Here is a 14,688-nt window from a genome sequence, read left to right as displayed (position 1 = left end):
GGACCTGGGCGGGCGTATGGGGCAACATCGCCTGCTCGGGCAGTCCTGCGCAAGACGGAGGCCACATTAAGTGGCCTCCTTTGCGTGCGGAACTCGCGATCGATGTTGCCCCATACGCCCGCCCAGGTCCTTAGGTAACGTTGCTTGCGAACGTCGCCTTGCTCGTCCGCTTTTTGATCTGGAGAGCCGGGTTGGCTGAATACTTAGACATGGCAAGGGGCTCCCCCGTTGAAGAACGGGAGAGCCCCTTGTTGCGTTTGGGTTGTTGGTGCGACCTACAGGTGGCTGATGATCAGTTCCATCTTGCCTTCGAGGTCGATGGAGCTGACGGTGCTCGGGGCCAGCAGGTGGCTTCCCTTGTGGACGGGGTCGCCGCAGACGGTGCCTTCGCCGTCGATGACCGACAGGCACATGAAGGGCCAGCGCTGGTCGAGGGTCTTGCTGCCGTCGACGCGCACACGATCGACGGTGTAGCAGGAGTTAGACTCGAGCTCGGTCACGCCATCGACTTCGGGCGCGGTCACCGTGCCGTCGGTCGGAGCCTGAGCATCAAAGTCAATGCAGTCGAGGCTCTGCTCAATGTGCAGCGGGCGCAGCTTGCCATCGGTGCCGGGACGGTCGTAGTCGTACAGGCGATATGTCACGTCGCTCGACTGCTGCGTCTCCAAAATGAGCGTGCCGGTCTTGATGGCGTGCACGGTGCCGGAATCAATCTGGAAAAAGTCGCCCTTGTGGATCGGCAGCACGTTGAGCATGTCGTTCCAGCGGCCGTCCTCGATCATCTGTGCGGCCTCGGCGCGGTCATGCGCGCGCTGGCCGACGATAATCGTGGAGCCGGGCTCGCAGTCCAGCACATACCAGCACTCGGTTTTGCCCAGGCTGCCGTTCTCGTGCTCGGCGGCGTACTCGTCGTTGGGGTGAATCTGGATCGAAAGGTCGTCCTTGGCGTCCAGAATCTTAACGAGTAGCGGGAACTCCTTGCCCTCGCAGTTGCCAAAGAGCTCGCGATGCTCGGCCCACAGCCACGACAGCGTGTGACCGGCATACGGGCCCTCCGCAATCTGGCAGTCGCCATTGGGGTGGGCCGAGATGGCCCAGCACTCACCGATGGGACCATCGGGAATGTCGTAACCAAATACGGTTTCGAGCTGGCGGCCGCCCCAGATCTTCTCGTGAAAGATCGGCGTCAGCTTAATCAAATCGGACATGTTCATACCCCCATTGTGTTGTGCGGGCGCTGCACAAAACAGCTCAAAGCGAGCGCCCGGATGACTACAAAAACCTATGCCAACGTTACGTTGTGCAACTCAAAGCGGTCGCCAACGTTGCGCGAGACCGAATACTCAAAGGCGGCGCCGCTGTCCAAAAAGCCAATCTGGGTGAGCTCGAGCAGGGGAGAGCCAGGTTTGGTGTCCAGGCGATCGGCTTCTTCCTCGGTTGCTGCCACGGCGCGAATGGTACGGTGGAAGCTCGAAATTTTCAGCCCGCATTGCTCGCGGATGAAATGGTAGACCGATCCGTACAGGTCCTTCTTTTTCAGCCCCGGAATCAGCTCGAGGGGCATGTAGGTGTACTCGATAACGATGGGCTTCCCATCGGCCTGACGCACGCGCACGACGTGATAGGCAAAGTCATCCTCGGCAATTCCCAGCTGGGCTGCGATGTCCGCTGGTGGATTAACAATCGAGAAATCGTAGACCACCGAGGTCACCTTTTCCCCGCGGTGCTCATACGAAAAGCCCTGGGCACGGTCGTTTTTGCCCTGGAAAAACGCCTGGCCGGGAAGTCCCGCCGTGTCCTTAACGTAGGTACCCGATCCGCGCCGGCTGGTAATAAGACCTTCCTCGGTGATTTGCTCGATAGCTCGTTTGACGGTGATTTTGGAAACGCTATAGAGCTCGCAGAACTCAACGACGGTGGGAAGCTTGTCGCCCGGTTTAAGAGCGCCATCCTCGATACTTCGACGAATATCTGCAGCTATCGCCTCGTATTTGGGAATCATGGAACCTCCTTTCCGACATATATGAATACAAAAAGTAAGTATAACCCTCAACAGGGCATCCATATTACTTTTATCTAAGAAGTTCGAGAAAGAAAAAAGAAAAAGACGCTTTACTTTTAAAATCAGAGCGCTATAGTTTAAGCAACGAACGGAATCCTTCCGCACAACAGGATCGACCGTTTGGGGACGGTTTTGTTTTGGCGGGTTGGATATCGGTATGGCCGGTGCGCGCCCGCGCCGGATAACCTGCCAAAGCAAACCCGTCTCCAACCGGAAGCTCTAGAACACGAAAGCGAGGACTTTGATGGCACAGTATCAGCTGCCCAACGACTTCTTCTTTGGCGCTGCTATGTCCGGCCCGCAGACTGAGGGTCAGTGGAACCAGGGCGGCAAGCTCGAGAACCTGTGGGACACCTGGTCCATCCAGGATCTGGGTTCGTTCTACAACCGCGTTGGCTCTTACGCCGGCAATGACTTTATGGCCAAGTACCAGGAAGACCTTCGCATTTTGAAGGACTTGGGCCTGGATACCTATCGCACTTCCATCCAGTGGAGCCGTCTGCTCGATGCCGACGGCAACCTCAACGAGGAAGGCGCCGCGTGGTATCACGAGTTGTTCCGCGCCTCTCGCGAAGCCGGCCTGGAGCCGTTTGTCAACTTGTACCACTTTGACATGCCCACCTACCTTTTTAACCGTGGCGGCTGGGAGAGCCGTGAGGTTGTCGAGGCTTACGCACATTACGCCGACGTCGCCTTCCACGAGTTTGGCCAGGAGATTAAGTACTGGTTCACCTTTAACGAGCCCATCGTCGAGCCCGAGCAGCGCTATCAGGAGGGCGTGTGGTTCCCGCAGCTCCACGACTTCAACCGCGCCCGCACCGTGCAGTATCACATCTCGCTGGCGCACGCGCTGGCCGTGGCCAACTATCGTCGCGCCTATGACGAGGGCGCTATTCGCGCCGATGCCAAGATCGGCATGATCAACTGCTTTACTCCGGTCTACACCAAGGAGAACCCCAGCGAGGCAGACCTCGAGGCCGTGCGTATGACCAGCGGCATCAACAACCGCTGGTGGCTCGACCTCATCACCAAGGGCGAGCTTCCTGCCGACGTGCTCGACAGCCTATCCGAGGGCGGCGTTAAGCTCCCGTTCCGTGCCGGCGACCAAGAGATTCTTAAGCAGGGTGTTGTCGACTGGCTCGGCTGCAACTACTACCACCCCACGCGCGTTCAGGCGCCGGCGAGCAAGATTGACCAGTACGGCCTGCCGCACTTTGCCGACGAGTATGTGTGGCCCGACGCCGTTATGAACGAGAGCCGCGGCTGGGAGATCTACCCGCAGGGCCTCTACGACTTTGGCATGGACTGCGCTAAGAACTACCCCGATCTTGAGTGGTTCGTTTCCGAGAACGGCATCGGCATCATGGACGAATACAAGAACCGTGACGCCGAAGGAACCATCCAGGATGACTACCGCGTCGACTTTGTACGTCAGCACCTGGAGTGGGTGGCCAAGGCAATTGCCGAGGGCGCCAAGTGCCGCGGATACCATTATTGGGCCGTCATCGATAACTGGTCTTGGGCGAATGCCTTTAAGAACCGTTACGGTTTTGTCGAGGTCGACCTTATGGACGGCTACAAGCGCCGCCTTAAGAAGTCGGCAGCTTGGCTCAAGCAGGTCGCCACGACTCACGTGGTTGATTAGCGAACGGGCGAACGCCCAGACCGCGCGCCGCTGCGCGCAACACATGGCACATCTGGTGGCAGAGGGCGACAGACCACCGTGCGCATAGGAAAAGGCCGGATTTGAAAGTTAGGAGCAATCATGGCCAGTGACAACGGAAAGAGCTTCCTCGACAAGTTTGCCGAGGTCTCTGCGAAGGTGGGAAACCAGGTTCACCTGCGTTCCCTGCGTGACGCCTTCGCGACCATCACGCCGCTCTATATCCTTGCGGGTATCGCGGTTCTTATTAACAACGTCGTGTTCCCCCTGTTCCCGCTCGATGCGGCGGGCCTTGCCAACCTTCAGACGTGGGGTTCGGCAATTACGCTGGGCACCCTCAACGTCTCTGCCATTATCCTGGCCGGATTGATTGGCTACAGCCTCGCTAAGAACAAGCGTTTCAATAACCCGCTCGCTTGCGTGGTCGTCGCCATCTCTGCTTTTGTCATCATGATGCCGCAGCAGGTCACCGCCACGCTTGCCGCCACGAGCCCGCTGCTCACCGACAAGATCACCTCCGCCGAGGTCACGGGCGCCCTTTCGACTGCCAACACCGGCACCAACGGTCTGTTCTCGGCTATTATCATCGCCCTGCTTTCCGTCTCGCTCTTCATCAAGATTTCTGGCGTCGAGAAGCTCAAGGTTAAGCTGGGCGAGGGCGTGCCCCCCCGCGGTCTCCAACTCCTTCAACGTCATGATCCCGATGCTGCTCAACCTCGCAATCTTCGCTCTTGCCGCAGCTCTGCTCGCCGTGTGCGCCGGCACCGATCTGTGTACCATCATCTCCACGTGCATCTCCAACCCGCTCAAGAACATCATGAATGCCGGTCCGTGGGCTGTTATCCTCATCTACACCCTTGCCAACCTGCTGTTCTGCGTCGGTATTCACCAGTCCACCATCTCTGGCGCTACCGTCGAGCCGATCCTGACCATGCTCATCGTCGACAACATGGCTACCTTTGCCGCCGGTGGCACCATCCAGCCCGATCACTACATGAACATGCAGATCGTTAACAGCTTCGCCCTCATCGGCGGCTCGGGCTGCACCCTCATGCTTCTGCTCGACACGCTCCTGTTCTCCAAGAACAAGGCTTCCGAGACCGTTTCCAAGATGGCTATCCTGCCTGGTCTGTTTAACATCAACGAGCCGGTTATCTACGGTTACCCCATCGTGTACAACCTGCCACTCATGATTCCGTTCGTCCTTCTTCCCGACCTGTTCATCGGCATCACCTATGGCCTTACCTGCGCAGGCATCATCAGCCCCTGCATCGCCCAGGTGCCCTGGACCATGCCTCCCGTCATCAATGCCCTGCTCGCTACGGGCTTTGACTGGCGCGCCGGCGCGTGGCAGGCTATCGAGCTTGTCATTGGCATGGCTGTCTACCTGCCCTTTATGAAGATTTCCGAGAAGGCGATCGCCAAGCAGGAGGCTCTCGCCGAGTAGAACGCCTAACGTTCGTCCCTTTTACCTTTGCGGGCGCCGGTACGCGGTGCCGGTGCCCGCGGCTCTCTCCCTTGTGTAAAGATGCAGGGGGGGTGGGCACAATAGCCGCAAGGAATACAACCAGTTGTCGTCTGCGCGCCGCGCAGTTATAAGGAGGAAACCATGAAGAAGATCATGCTCTGCTGCAATGCCGGTATGTCCACGAGCCTGCTGGTCCAGAAGATGCAGGCCGAGGTTGCAAACCGTGGTCTGGATATCGAGGTCGAGGCTCGTCCCATGAACGAGGCCCACGATCACCTGGACGAGTGCGACATGTTGCTGCTTGGCCCGCAGATCGGCTACACCAAGGGCGATTTTGAGAAGGAAGCCGCCGGTCGTTTTCCGGTCGAAGTCATCAACATGGTCGACTACGGCCGCATGAATGCTGCCGGCATCATCGACCACTGCGTCAGCGTGATGGGCTAGGTGCTCCGCATGGAGGATATGAACGAACTGCAGATGACCTGCTTCGAGATCATCAGCTACGTCGGTACCGCCAAGAGCATGTACATCAATGCCGTGCAAAAGGCCAAGGAGGGCGATTTTGACGCCGCCGAGGAGCTTATCAAGCAGGGCGATGAGGCCTATAACGGTGGCCACGATGTTCACATGGGGCTTCTGAAGAAGGAGGCCAACGGCGAGCGTAACGGCGAGGCCCCGTTGATTTTGCTGCATGCCGAGGACCAGATGGCTGGCACCGAGACCATGCGCGTCATGGCGACGGAGCTCATCGAGATTCACAAGCAGTTGCAGGCACTTAAGGCCTAATCGGCGTTATCGCCGCGACGGACCGTGAGGTCCAATAGACAACATAGTCCCTTTGACGGGCGCCGGGAGCCTCCGCCTCCCGGCGCCTTTATTTTTGGGGATGGTCTTGCGCGGCCTGTTGGGCAGCCATTTGCGTTTCCCCAGATAAAACCTGCCAAAATAAACCTGTCCCTTTTTGGTAGGTTTTTGCCTTGGGAGCGGTACCATACAGGCAATGTTTAAACGAGAAAGGTGGGCTCCCATGGAACCTAAGCAGTACTACATCGGCATCGACGTCGGCGGCACTTCGGTTAAGGAGGGCCTGTTCGACGAGGACGGCAACCTGCTTGCCAAGGCCAGCGTGCCCACGCCTCCCATCGTTGACGCTGCGGGCTTTGCCGCGGTGACCGAGGCTATCGACCAGGTGGTCGCCAAGGCCCAGATTCCGCGTGCCTTTGCGGCGGGCATTGGCCTGGCCGTTCCGTGCCCCATCCCGGCGTCGGGCGATGCCAAGGTCAAGGCCAACATTGCCATTAACCTGCCCGAGCTGAGGATCGCCATTCAGAAGCACTGCCCCGACGCGGTCGTTAAGTATGAGAACGATGCCAACGCCGCTGCCATGGGCGAGGCCTGGCTCGGTTCTGCCAAGGGCGTGCAGAACGTGGTGATGGTCACCATCGGTACCGGCGTGGGCGGCGGCGTTATCGTTAACGGCGACGTGGTATCGGGCGTTGTGGGCGCCGGCGGCGAGATTGGCCACATGTGCCTGAACCCGGCCGAGGAGCGCACCTGCGGCTGTGGCGGCCATGGCCATCTGGAGCAGTATTCCAGCGCCACCGGCGTGGTGAGCAACTACCTTGCCGAGTGCAAGAAGGCGGGCGTCGAGCCCATCGAGCTCACCGGCCCCTCCGATTCCAAGGACGTGTTCCAGGCCTGCCGCGAGGGCGACAAGCTCGCGCTGGCCGCAGCCGACACCATGGCCGACTACCTTGGCCGCGCCCTGGCGCTTATCGCCAACGTGGTCGACCCCGAGATGTTCCTGATCGGTGGCGGCGCGTCCGCTTCGGCCGATGTTTATCTCGACAAGGTTCGCGAGCACTTTAAGCAGTACGCGCTCTCTGCCTCGCACGAGACGCCCATTAAGGTCGCTTCGCTCGGAAACGACGCCGGCATCATCGGTGCCGCCTACGTAGCCCTGCGCGCCGCCGGTAAATAGTCGGTGCAGGAGGGCGGTGGTACAAGGGGGCAGACTTCGCCCCCAGGCTCGCCCCAAATTGCGCCGCGGCCCTTGCGTCTCATAAGGTTCGGCGCCAGCGTGCTACCATAGCCTCGTCCAAGTACACATATCAAGTGGAGGATATCCATGGCAAACGTTCTTGTCTTTGGTCACCAGAACCCCGATAACGACGCCATCATGAGCGCCGTCGTCCTGTCCCAGCTGCTCAACCAGGTTGAGTATGCCGGCAACACCTACGAGGCCTGCGCCCTTGGTCAGCTTCCGGCCGAGTCCGCCAAGCTGCTCGCCGACGCCGGCATTGCCGAGCCCCGCGTGATCGAGTCCGTCGAGGCCGGTCAGCTCGTCGTCCTCACCGACCACAACGAGTCTGCCCAGTCCGTCGCCGGTCTTAAGGACGCCACGGTCTTTGGCGTCGTCGACCACCACCGCATCGGCGACTTCGAGACCGCCGGCCCGCTGCACTACATCTGCCTGCCCTGGGGCTCCAGCTGCACCATCGTCACCAAGCTCGCCGGCGTGCTCGGCGTTGAGCTTTCCGACGTTCAGGCCAAGCTGCTGCTCTCGGCCATGATGACCGACACGCTCATGCTCAAGAGCCCCACTACCACCGATGTCGACCGCGCCGTCGCCGCCAAGCTCGGCGAGCAGGTGGGCGTCTACCCGGTCAAGTTTGGCATGGAGGTCTTCCTCACCCGCCCGTCCGGCTCCTTCACCGCAGCCGAGATGGTTGGCAACGACATCAAGATGTTCGAGCCCGCCGGCAAGAAGCTGCTCATCGGCCAGTACGAGACCGTCGACAAGAGCCGTGCGCTCGGTATGATCGACGAGATCCGCGAGGCCATGCGCGCCTACGCCGCCGAGAAGGGTGCTGACGGCATTGTCCTGTGCATCACCGACATCATGGAGGAAGGCTCGCAGGTCCTGCTCGAGGGCGAGACCGAGGCTGCTCAGAAGGGCCTGGGCATTGCCGACGAGCACGACGGCGTCTGGATGCCGGGCGTCCTCTCCCGTAAGAAGCAGGTTGCTGCTCCCATCATGGCCGCCTGCTAGGTTTAGTTGACCAAACGCCACGACCGGATCGCGGACGCCCCGCGCTCCGGTCGTTTTTTGTGCACGGCGCCGCGTCGTCTCTTGGACAGGCGTGCCCGTGCCGTTGAGCAAATAATGTTCAACCTGTGGTTCCGCTTTTCGGCCACGCCTGCGTGCTTGTCGTGCAGGGTAGGCTAGATGCAAGCGTAATACGTTAGAGCGCGGCGCCGCCACTTGGGCGGGCCGTGCTTTTTTAAGACGGGAGCCATCCCGTGAAAGGAGCCGCCCATGGCAGCAACTGAGCAGCTGTTCAACGTTCGCGAGCGCAAGCGCTTTGAACGTCACGACATCTGGGAGCGCATCGCCGAGAACGGCACGATTTCCGCCGCCGTCATGGTCTTCGCCGCCATCGCCGCCGTCATTTGCGCTAATACCGATGCCTACGAGGCCATCCATCACTTTTTGGAGACCCCGCTGTATGTGGGTCTGGGGCATTTGACGGCTGGCCTCACCGTCGAGCTTTTCGTCAACGACTTCCTCATGGCGATTTTCTTTTTGTTGGTGGGCATTGAGCTCAAGTACGAGATGACAGTTGGCGAGCTCAAAAACCCGCGCCAGGCTATGCTTCCCATGCTGGCGGCCGTGGGCGGCGTCGTCGTTCCCGCCTGCATCTATCTGATCTTTAACCATGCCGGCGCGCACAACGGCTGGGCCATTCCCATGGCAACCGATATTGCCTTTGCGCTGGGCGTGCTGTCGCTTTTGGGCAATCGCGTGCCCAACGGCGTGCGCGTGTTCTTCTCGACGCTCGCCATCGCCGACGACCTCATTTCCATCGCCGCCATCGCCATCTTCTACGGCCAGAGCCCCAATCCGTTTTGGTTGGGCGCCGCCGCGCTTGTGACCTGCGCGCTCGTGTGGCTCAACAAGACGCAGCATTACCGCCTTGCCCCGTATTCGGTACTGGGTCTGCTGCTGTGGTTCTGCATGTTCAAGAGCGGCGTACATGCCACGCTTGCTGGCGTCATCTTGGCCTTTACCATCCCGGCCAAGTGCGGTGTTAAGCTCGACAGCCTTACCGATTGGTTGGGGGAGTGCCTGCCGCTGCTCGATGACCGCTACGATGACGAGGCGCACATCCTGGGTCAGCATGACTTTACCGTCTCGACCACCAAGGTCGAGCGCGTCATGCACCGCGTGACCCCGCCGCTCATCCGCATGGAGCGTCTGATCTCCACGCCGGTCAACTTTGTGATCCTGCCGATCTTTGCGTTCGTGAACGCACAGGTTCGCCTGGTGGGCGTGGACATGAGCACGCTACTCACCGACCCGGTGACGCTCGGCGTGTACTTTGGCATGTTGCTGGGCAAGCCGATCGGCATCTTTGGCATGACGTTTGCCCTAGTCAAGCTTAAGGCTTGCGAGCTGCCGCGCAATGTCAACTGGCACATGATTGCCGGTGTGGGCATTCTGGGTGGCATCGGCTTTACGATGTCGATTCTCATCAGCGGCCTTGCCTTCCCGACGGCCGAGTTTGAGGTTCTTGCCGCCAAGGCTGCCATTCTTGCCGGTTCGGTCACCGCTGCCGTGCTCGGCATGATCTACATGAGCGTGGTTTGCAAACACCCCGCGCCCAAGGGCGAGTAAAAGCACATACAAGTTTGAAAACGCCGCCTGTGAACACCATCACAAGCGGCGTTTTAGTCATTGGGGACGTTCTTAAATGACTAGGCTTATTCCACGGTGCCGTAGACGGCGCCCCAGCCGTGGGCGGCAAGGGCCGAGTTGAGCTGGTCGCAAAGCGATTGGCGGTCGTAGTAGCCGGGCGGCAAAAGGTTCACGATTTCCATAAGGTCGGGCGCGAGGTCCAAGATCTCGGCCTGCACGATGAGATCCAGGCGGTCGATGGCGTGGCGGTCATAAAACAGCCCGTCGACCAGGCGCTGCAGGTCGCCGAATTCCTCGGCCTGGAACGATCCGTACTCCATAGTGCCTCCTTGGGCGCCCCACGCCGGCATGCGCGGCGTTTCGTAATTTATTGCGATGGACTTAATCTATCACGGCTTCATACCCTTGCGGCGGTGGCGGTCTATACTTAGACGAACTGCAACGTACCGCTTCGCGAAAGGTCGCACCCATGCAGACGATCTACCAGAAGATGGAAACCACCGAACTCGATGCCGCCATCGAGGTGCTCAAAGCCGAGGTCGCCGAGGTCAAGGCCAAGGGCCTGGCGCTCGATATGGCCCGCGGCAAGCCGTCGCCCTCCCAGGTGGACATCTCTCGACCCATGCTCGATATCCTCAATGCCGATGCCGATCTGCACGACGGCAATGTCGACTGCTCCAACTACGGCTGCTTTGAGGGCATTCCCTCGGCACGCAAGCTGGCAGGGGGGTTCTTGGGCTGCCCCGCCGAGCAGACGCTCGTGCTGGGTTCATCGAGCCTGCTGATTGAGCACGATATCGCCGGTATGTTCTGGCGCTGCGGCTCGTGCGGCAGCGAGCCTTGGGAGGCTTACGAGGCCGCGCATGACGGCAAGAAGGTCAAGTTCCTGTGCCCTGTTCCCGGCTACGACCGCCACTTTGGCATCACCGCCGACCTGGGTATCGAGAACGTCCCCGTCGCGATGACCGACAACGGCCCCGACATGGACGAGATCGAGCGTCTCGTTGCCGCCGACGATTCCATCAAGGGCATCTGGTGCGTGCCCAAGTATTCCAACCCCACGGGTATCACCTTTAGCGAGGACACCGTGCGCCGCCTGGTCGAGATGCACACGGCCGCGCCCGATTTCCGCATCTTCTGGGACAACGCCTACTGCGTGCACGACCTGTACGACGAGACCGACGAGCTCGCCAACATCTTTGATCTTGCCCGCGCGGCGGGCACCGAGGACCGCGTGGTGGCATTCGCCTCGACGTCCAAGATCACCTTCCCGGGTGCCGGTATCGGCTTTATCGGTGCGAGCCCCGCGGTTATCGCGGAGTTCTCCAAGCGCCTGAAGGCCGGCCTCATCAGCGCCGATAAGCTCAACCAGCTGCGTCACGTGCGCTTCCTTCCCACCATCGAGGCGGTCAAGGAGCACATGAAAAAGCATGCCGAGTTCCTGCGCCCGCGCTTTGAGGCTGTCGAGCGAAAGCTCACCGAGGGCTTGGGCGACACGGGCTGCGCCACCTGGACGCACCCCCGCGGCGGCTACTTTGTAAGCTTCGATGGTCCCGAGGGCTCGGCCCGGAAGGTCGCCGCGCTCTGCGCCGACCTGGGCGTCAAGCTCACGCCGGCTGGTGCCACCTGGCCTTATGGCAAGGATCCGCGCGACACCAACATCCGCATCGCGCCGAGCTATCCCACGGTCGAGGACCTGGAGGCCGCGCTCGATGTGCTGGTGCTGGCTGTTAAGCTCGTCGCTGCCGAGCTTGCGCGTGCCGAGCGCGCCTAACGCGCGGCTTCCCGTACTATCCGCACTTTCGATACGTAAAGGAGCGTATACATGGATTTGGGTATTTCCACCAACCCCACGCCAGAGCTCTACACCATTAAGGTGGCCGGCGAGATCGATATCTCTAACGCCGATAGCTTGCGCAATGCCATCGACCTGGCGCTCGAGCAGCCCACTGAGGCCGTTGAGCTCGATTTTGCCCAGGTGAGCTACATCGATTCGACGGGCATTGGCGTGCTCGTGGGCGCCGCACACCACGCGGTCGACCACGGCAAGCGCTTTAGCTGCACCAATGTGCAGCCCCCGGTGATGCGCGTGGTTCAGCTGTTGGGTGTCGACCAAGAGATTTCGATCACCGCTGCATAATCTTTGCCCCCAAAAGGGCGTGCCGTTTGGCATATGTTTGTGATGCGCTCGGACGTTTTGGCGTCCGGGCGCTATACTTGACCGAATGAATAGACGAGTTCCGGCCGAATGGCGCGGTGCGGGCTCGACTCACATCGAGCCTTGGAGGTATGTGTGTTTGGTATTGGAGAGGGTGAGCTCGCGATCATCGTGGTCTTCGGCTTTTTGCTGTTTGGCCCGGATAAGCTCCCGCAGATGGGCCGCACGATCGGCCGTGCCATCCGTCAGTTCCGCGAGACGCAGGAAAAGATGACGGCCGTTGTTCAGTCCGAGATTATCGATCCGGTGAGCGAGGCCGCTTCGGCCCCGGTCAAGCCCAAGAAGGCTGCTGCGACCGACGACGATTCCGATGCGGACGAGGATGCCGCCGAGACGGCAGCGCCCGCCAAGAAGGAGACCTTTGCCGAGCGTCGCGCCCGTCTTGCTGCCGAGAAGGCCGCGAGCGAGGCTGCCGCCGAGGGCGAGGGTGCTGCTGAGGAGTCCGAGGCCGAGGGTGCCGAGCCTGCCGCTGCCGCTGAGCCTGTCGTCGAGCCTGAGCCTGCTGCAGAACCGGAGCCCGAGCCTGAGCCGGCAGAGCCCACGACGGCCGACCTCTATGCCCGTCGTCCCCGCAAGCGCAAGGCCGTCGTCGACCAGCTCGCTCGCGAGCTCGAGGCCGAGGACGAGGACGAGGACGAGGCCGCTGCCGCCGACACCCCGAAGGGAGGCGATGAGTAATGCCTATCGGACCTGCGCGTATGCCGCTCTTCGATCACCTGGGAGAGCTCCGTCGCCGTCTGACTATCGTGGTCGTGTCGGTGTTTGCCGCCGCTATCGTGCTGTACTTCGCCACGCCCGTGGTGCTCGATATCCTGGAAGATCCCATCCGCTCGTTTGTGCCGGACGGTAAGTTCTACATCACCACCACGCTCGGCGGCTTTGGCCTGCGCTTCTCGCTGGCCATCAAGATGGCCGTGGTCATGTGCACGCCCATGATCATCTGGCAGATTCTGGCGTTTTTCCTGCCGGCACTGCGTCCCAACGAGCGCAAGTGGGTCGTGCCTACGGTACTCGCCTCGACGGTGCTGTTCTTCCTGGGTGCCATCTTCTGCTACTTCATCATTATCCCGGCAGGCTTTGAGTGGCTCATCGGCGAGACCTCGGCCGTCGCCACGGCGCTGCCCGATCTGGAGAACTACGTCAACATGGAGCTGCTCTTTATGATCGGCTTTGGTGTGGCGTTTGAGCTGCCGCTCATCATCTTCTACCTGTCCGTCTTCCACATCGTGTCCTACGCGGCCTTCCGCGGCGCCTGGCGCTACGTGTACGTGGGCCTGCTTGTGGGATCGGCTGTGATTACGCCCGACGGCTCGCCCGTTACGCTGGGCCTCATGTATGGCGCTCTGCTCTCGCTCTACGAGATTTCGCTTGCCATCGCTCGCGTGGTCATTACCGCGCGCGAGGGCAAGGAGGGCCTGTTTGTGAGTCGTCTGGACCTGTTCTCGGACGATGAGGACGACGAGGAGTAAATCGGTATGCACGAGGTTGGCATTGTCAACGGCATACTCGATACAGTGATTCGCGCGGCGCGTGGGGCGGGGGCCTCGCGCGCCGTTTTGGTAACGCTGCGTATCGGGGATATGACCGAGGTCGTGCGCGAGGCGCTCGACTTTGCCTGGGAGACGTTTCGCGACGAGGACCCGCTCACGCGCGGCTGCGAGCTTGCCGTGGAGGAAGTCCATCCACAAAGCGAGTGCCTGGACTGCGGCGAGGTCTTTGATCACGACCGTTTCCATTGTCGCTGTCCCCAGTGTGGCGGCGCCAACGTGCGTCTGCTGCACGGCCGCGAACTCGACATCGCAAGTATCGAGATCGAGACCCCCGACGATTAGCCCGCCAGCAACCTGGGGACGGGGTATAAATGGTAGAAGTAAGGAGCGCTAAGTATGGTCGAGAAAACGATTGATATCGCGTCGCCGATTCTGTCGCGCAATGAGCGCCTGGCAGATCAACTGCGTCAACGATTTAATGAGACAAACACTTATGTGATCAACGTCTTGTCGAGTCCCGGTTCGGGCAAGACCACTACGATCCTGGGCACCAACGAGCGCCTGCGCGACAAGGCCGGCTTGCGCTGCGCCGTCATCGAGGGCGACATCGCCTCGGACGTCGACGCCATCACCATGAAGGAAGCCGGCATGCCTGCCATCCAGATCAACACGGGCGGCCTGTGCCACCTCGAGGGCAACATGATCATGGAGGCCGTTGACGCGTTCGACCAGGCCGTGGGTCTGGAAAACATCGACGTCATCTTTATCGAAAACGTGGGTAACCTGGTCTGCCCAGTCGACTTTGACCTGGGCGAAAACCTGTCCATCATGATTCTCTCGGTGCCCGAGGGCGACGACAAGCCCATCAAGTACCCGGGCATCTTTCAGCACGCCGGCGCGCAGCTGCTCAACAAGGTCGATGTGGCCCCGGCTTTCGATTTTGACATGGATAGGTATACTAAGACACTCGATGACCTCAATCCGCAGGCGCCGCGGTTTTCCGTCAGCGCGCGCAAGGGCGAGGGCATGGATGCCTGGTGCGATTGGCTCATCGGGCAGATTGAGCAAGCAAGGGCGTAAGTCGGCCG

At 60.6% G+C, this 14,688-nt stretch carries 16 protein-coding genes and 1 pseudogene; 14 read left to right on the top strand and 3 right to left on the bottom strand.

Features of this window, described 5'->3' with window-relative positions:
• Positions 1 to 275: 275 nt before the first annotated feature.
• Together PMX60_RS04420 and PMX60_RS04415 are read right to left on the bottom strand one after the other, a co-directional pair.
• Positions 276 to 1,214 carry a type I phosphomannose isomerase catalytic subunit gene (locus PMX60_RS04420; RefSeq protein ID WP_271747031.1) on the bottom strand — a complete coding sequence of 313 codons (939 nt, stop codon included), beginning with the start codon at positions 1,212 to 1,214 and terminating at the stop codon, positions 276 to 278.
• Positions 1,215 to 1,282: 68 nt separating this feature from the next.
• On the bottom strand, positions 1,283 to 2,002 hold the full coding sequence (locus PMX60_RS04415; protein WP_195503574.1) for a GntR family transcriptional regulator: 720 nt from the start codon (positions 2,000 to 2,002) through the stop codon (positions 1,283 to 1,285).
• Between the two features lie 304 nt (positions 2,003 to 2,306).
• Here PMX60_RS04415 and PMX60_RS04410 point away from each other — a divergent pair, with 304 nt between their 5' ends.
• From PMX60_RS04410 to nhaA, 8 genes and pseudogenes are all read left to right on the top strand, one after another.
• Positions 2,307 to 3,707, top strand: coding sequence for a glycoside hydrolase family 1 protein (locus PMX60_RS04410; RefSeq protein WP_271747030.1), 1,401 nt, complete (start codon positions 2,307 to 2,309; stop codon positions 3,705 to 3,707).
• A 120-nt stretch (positions 3,708 to 3,827) separates the two neighbouring features.
• Positions 3,828 to 4,334: pseudogene (locus tag PMX60_RS04405) on the top strand (PTS sugar transporter subunit IIC); the annotation flags it as partial.
• Between the two features lie 94 nt (positions 4,335 to 4,428).
• The gene (locus PMX60_RS04400; RefSeq protein ID WP_271747029.1) at positions 4,429 to 5,172 is read left to right on the top strand and encodes a PTS transporter subunit EIIC; all 744 of its coding nucleotides are present in this window, start codon (positions 4,429 to 4,431) and stop codon (positions 5,170 to 5,172) included.
• A gap of 162 nt (positions 5,173 to 5,334) precedes the next feature.
• Positions 5,335 to 5,637, top strand: coding sequence for a PTS sugar transporter subunit IIB (locus PMX60_RS04395; protein ID WP_035137700.1), 303 nt, complete (start codon positions 5,335 to 5,337; stop codon positions 5,635 to 5,637).
• A 9-nt stretch (positions 5,638 to 5,646) separates the two neighbouring features.
• Positions 5,647 to 5,979 carry a PTS sugar transporter subunit IIA gene (locus tag PMX60_RS04390; RefSeq protein ID WP_199411192.1) on the top strand — a complete coding sequence of 111 codons (333 nt, stop codon included), beginning with the start codon at positions 5,647 to 5,649 and terminating at the stop codon, positions 5,977 to 5,979.
• Between the two features lie 241 nt (positions 5,980 to 6,220).
• Complete coding sequence (locus PMX60_RS04385; protein ID WP_271747028.1) at positions 6,221 to 7,174, top strand: ROK family protein; 954 nt, start codon at positions 6,221 to 6,223, stop codon at positions 7,172 to 7,174.
• Between the two features lie 147 nt (positions 7,175 to 7,321).
• Positions 7,322 to 8,245 carry a manganese-dependent inorganic pyrophosphatase gene (locus tag PMX60_RS04380; protein WP_271747027.1) on the top strand — a complete coding sequence of 308 codons (924 nt, stop codon included), beginning with the start codon at positions 7,322 to 7,324 and terminating at the stop codon, positions 8,243 to 8,245.
• A 267-nt stretch (positions 8,246 to 8,512) separates the two neighbouring features.
• On the top strand, positions 8,513 to 9,871 hold the full coding sequence (gene nhaA / locus PMX60_RS04375; protein ID WP_271747026.1) for a Na+/H+ antiporter NhaA: 1,359 nt from the start codon (positions 8,513 to 8,515) through the stop codon (positions 9,869 to 9,871).
• Positions 9,872 to 9,957: 86 nt separating this feature from the next.
• On the opposite strand, the gene PMX60_RS04370 is transcribed toward nhaA, so the two are convergent.
• Positions 9,958 to 10,212, bottom strand: a complete 255-nt coding sequence (locus PMX60_RS04370) for a hypothetical protein (RefSeq protein WP_022093864.1) — start codon at positions 10,210 to 10,212, stop codon at positions 9,958 to 9,960.
• A gap of 149 nt (positions 10,213 to 10,361) precedes the next feature.
• Here PMX60_RS04370 and PMX60_RS04365 point away from each other — a divergent pair, with 149 nt between their 5' ends.
• The 6 genes from PMX60_RS04365 to hypB all read left to right on the top strand — a co-directional run bounded on the left by PMX60_RS04365 (position 10,362) and on the right by hypB (position 14,680).
• Entirely contained in the window at positions 10,362 to 11,666 is a 1,305-nt protein-coding gene (locus tag PMX60_RS04365) for an aspartate aminotransferase type Ic (RefSeq protein ID WP_271747025.1), read from the top strand.
• A 51-nt stretch (positions 11,667 to 11,717) separates the two neighbouring features.
• A complete protein-coding gene (locus PMX60_RS04360) occupies positions 11,718 to 12,032 on the top strand; it encodes an STAS domain-containing protein (RefSeq protein ID WP_117746092.1) in 315 nt (104 codons plus the stop codon).
• Positions 12,033 to 12,185: 153 nt separating this feature from the next.
• Complete coding sequence (locus tag PMX60_RS04355) at positions 12,186 to 12,788, top strand: twin-arginine translocase TatA/TatE family subunit (RefSeq protein WP_271747024.1); 603 nt, start codon at positions 12,186 to 12,188, stop codon at positions 12,786 to 12,788.
• Positions 12,788 to 13,579, top strand: a complete 792-nt coding sequence (gene tatC, locus PMX60_RS04350; protein WP_022093860.1) for a twin-arginine translocase subunit TatC — start codon at positions 12,788 to 12,790, stop codon at positions 13,577 to 13,579. The genes PMX60_RS04355 and tatC overlap by 1 nt, the downstream gene beginning before the upstream one ends.
• A 6-nt stretch (positions 13,580 to 13,585) precedes the next feature.
• Positions 13,586 to 13,942: a hydrogenase maturation nickel metallochaperone HypA gene (gene hypA / locus PMX60_RS04345; protein ID WP_022093859.1), complete on the top strand. Its 357-nt coding sequence runs from the start codon at positions 13,586 to 13,588 to the stop codon at positions 13,940 to 13,942.
• 54 nt (positions 13,943 to 13,996) lie between these two features.
• Positions 13,997 to 14,680, top strand: coding sequence for a hydrogenase nickel incorporation protein HypB (gene hypB, locus PMX60_RS04340; protein ID WP_022093858.1), 684 nt, complete (start codon positions 13,997 to 13,999; stop codon positions 14,678 to 14,680).
• Positions 14,681 to 14,688 lie beyond the last annotated feature (8 nt).

This window comes from Collinsella aerofaciens, assembly GCF_028206995.1.
Taxonomy (GTDB): domain Bacteria; phylum Actinomycetota; class Coriobacteriia; order Coriobacteriales; family Coriobacteriaceae; genus Collinsella; species Collinsella aerofaciens_AQ.
This window is presented reverse-complemented; position numbering and strand designations above follow the sequence as displayed.

What these genes read in the sequence shown, in the direction of transcription:
- PMX60_RS04410 (WP_271747030.1), top strand. Translation starts at nt 2,307, where the DNA reads ATGGCACAGTATCAGCTGCCCAACGACTTCTTCTTTGGCGCTGCTATG.
- PMX60_RS04390 (WP_199411192.1), top strand. Translation starts at nt 5,647, where the DNA reads ATGGAGGATATGAACGAACTGCAGATGACCTGCTTCGAGATCATCAGC.
- PMX60_RS04420 (WP_271747031.1), bottom strand. Translation starts at nt 1,214, where the DNA reads ATGAACATGTCCGATTTGATTAAGCTGACGCCGATCTTTCACGAGAAG.
- PMX60_RS04400 (WP_271747029.1), top strand. Translation starts at nt 4,429, where the DNA reads ATGCTGCTCAACCTCGCAATCTTCGCTCTTGCCGCAGCTCTGCTCGCC.
- PMX60_RS04365 (WP_271747025.1), top strand. Translation starts at nt 10,362, where the DNA reads ATGCAGACGATCTACCAGAAGATGGAAACCACCGAACTCGATGCCGCC.
- tatC (WP_022093860.1), top strand. Translation starts at nt 12,788, where the DNA reads ATGCCTATCGGACCTGCGCGTATGCCGCTCTTCGATCACCTGGGAGAG.
- PMX60_RS04370 (WP_022093864.1), bottom strand. Translation starts at nt 10,212, where the DNA reads ATGGAGTACGGATCGTTCCAGGCCGAGGAATTCGGCGACCTGCAGCGC.
- hypB (WP_022093858.1), top strand. Translation starts at nt 13,997, where the DNA reads ATGGTCGAGAAAACGATTGATATCGCGTCGCCGATTCTGTCGCGCAAT.
- PMX60_RS04415 (WP_195503574.1), bottom strand. Translation starts at nt 2,002, where the DNA reads ATGATTCCCAAATACGAGGCGATAGCTGCAGATATTCGTCGAAGTATC.
- nhaA (WP_271747026.1), top strand. Translation starts at nt 8,513, where the DNA reads ATGGCAGCAACTGAGCAGCTGTTCAACGTTCGCGAGCGCAAGCGCTTT.
- PMX60_RS04385 (WP_271747028.1), top strand. Translation starts at nt 6,221, where the DNA reads ATGGAACCTAAGCAGTACTACATCGGCATCGACGTCGGCGGCACTTCG.
- PMX60_RS04395 (WP_035137700.1), top strand. Translation starts at nt 5,335, where the DNA reads ATGAAGAAGATCATGCTCTGCTGCAATGCCGGTATGTCCACGAGCCTG.
- hypA (WP_022093859.1), top strand. Translation starts at nt 13,586, where the DNA reads ATGCACGAGGTTGGCATTGTCAACGGCATACTCGATACAGTGATTCGC.
- PMX60_RS04380 (WP_271747027.1), top strand. Translation starts at nt 7,322, where the DNA reads ATGGCAAACGTTCTTGTCTTTGGTCACCAGAACCCCGATAACGACGCC.
- PMX60_RS04360 (WP_117746092.1), top strand. Translation starts at nt 11,718, where the DNA reads ATGGATTTGGGTATTTCCACCAACCCCACGCCAGAGCTCTACACCATT.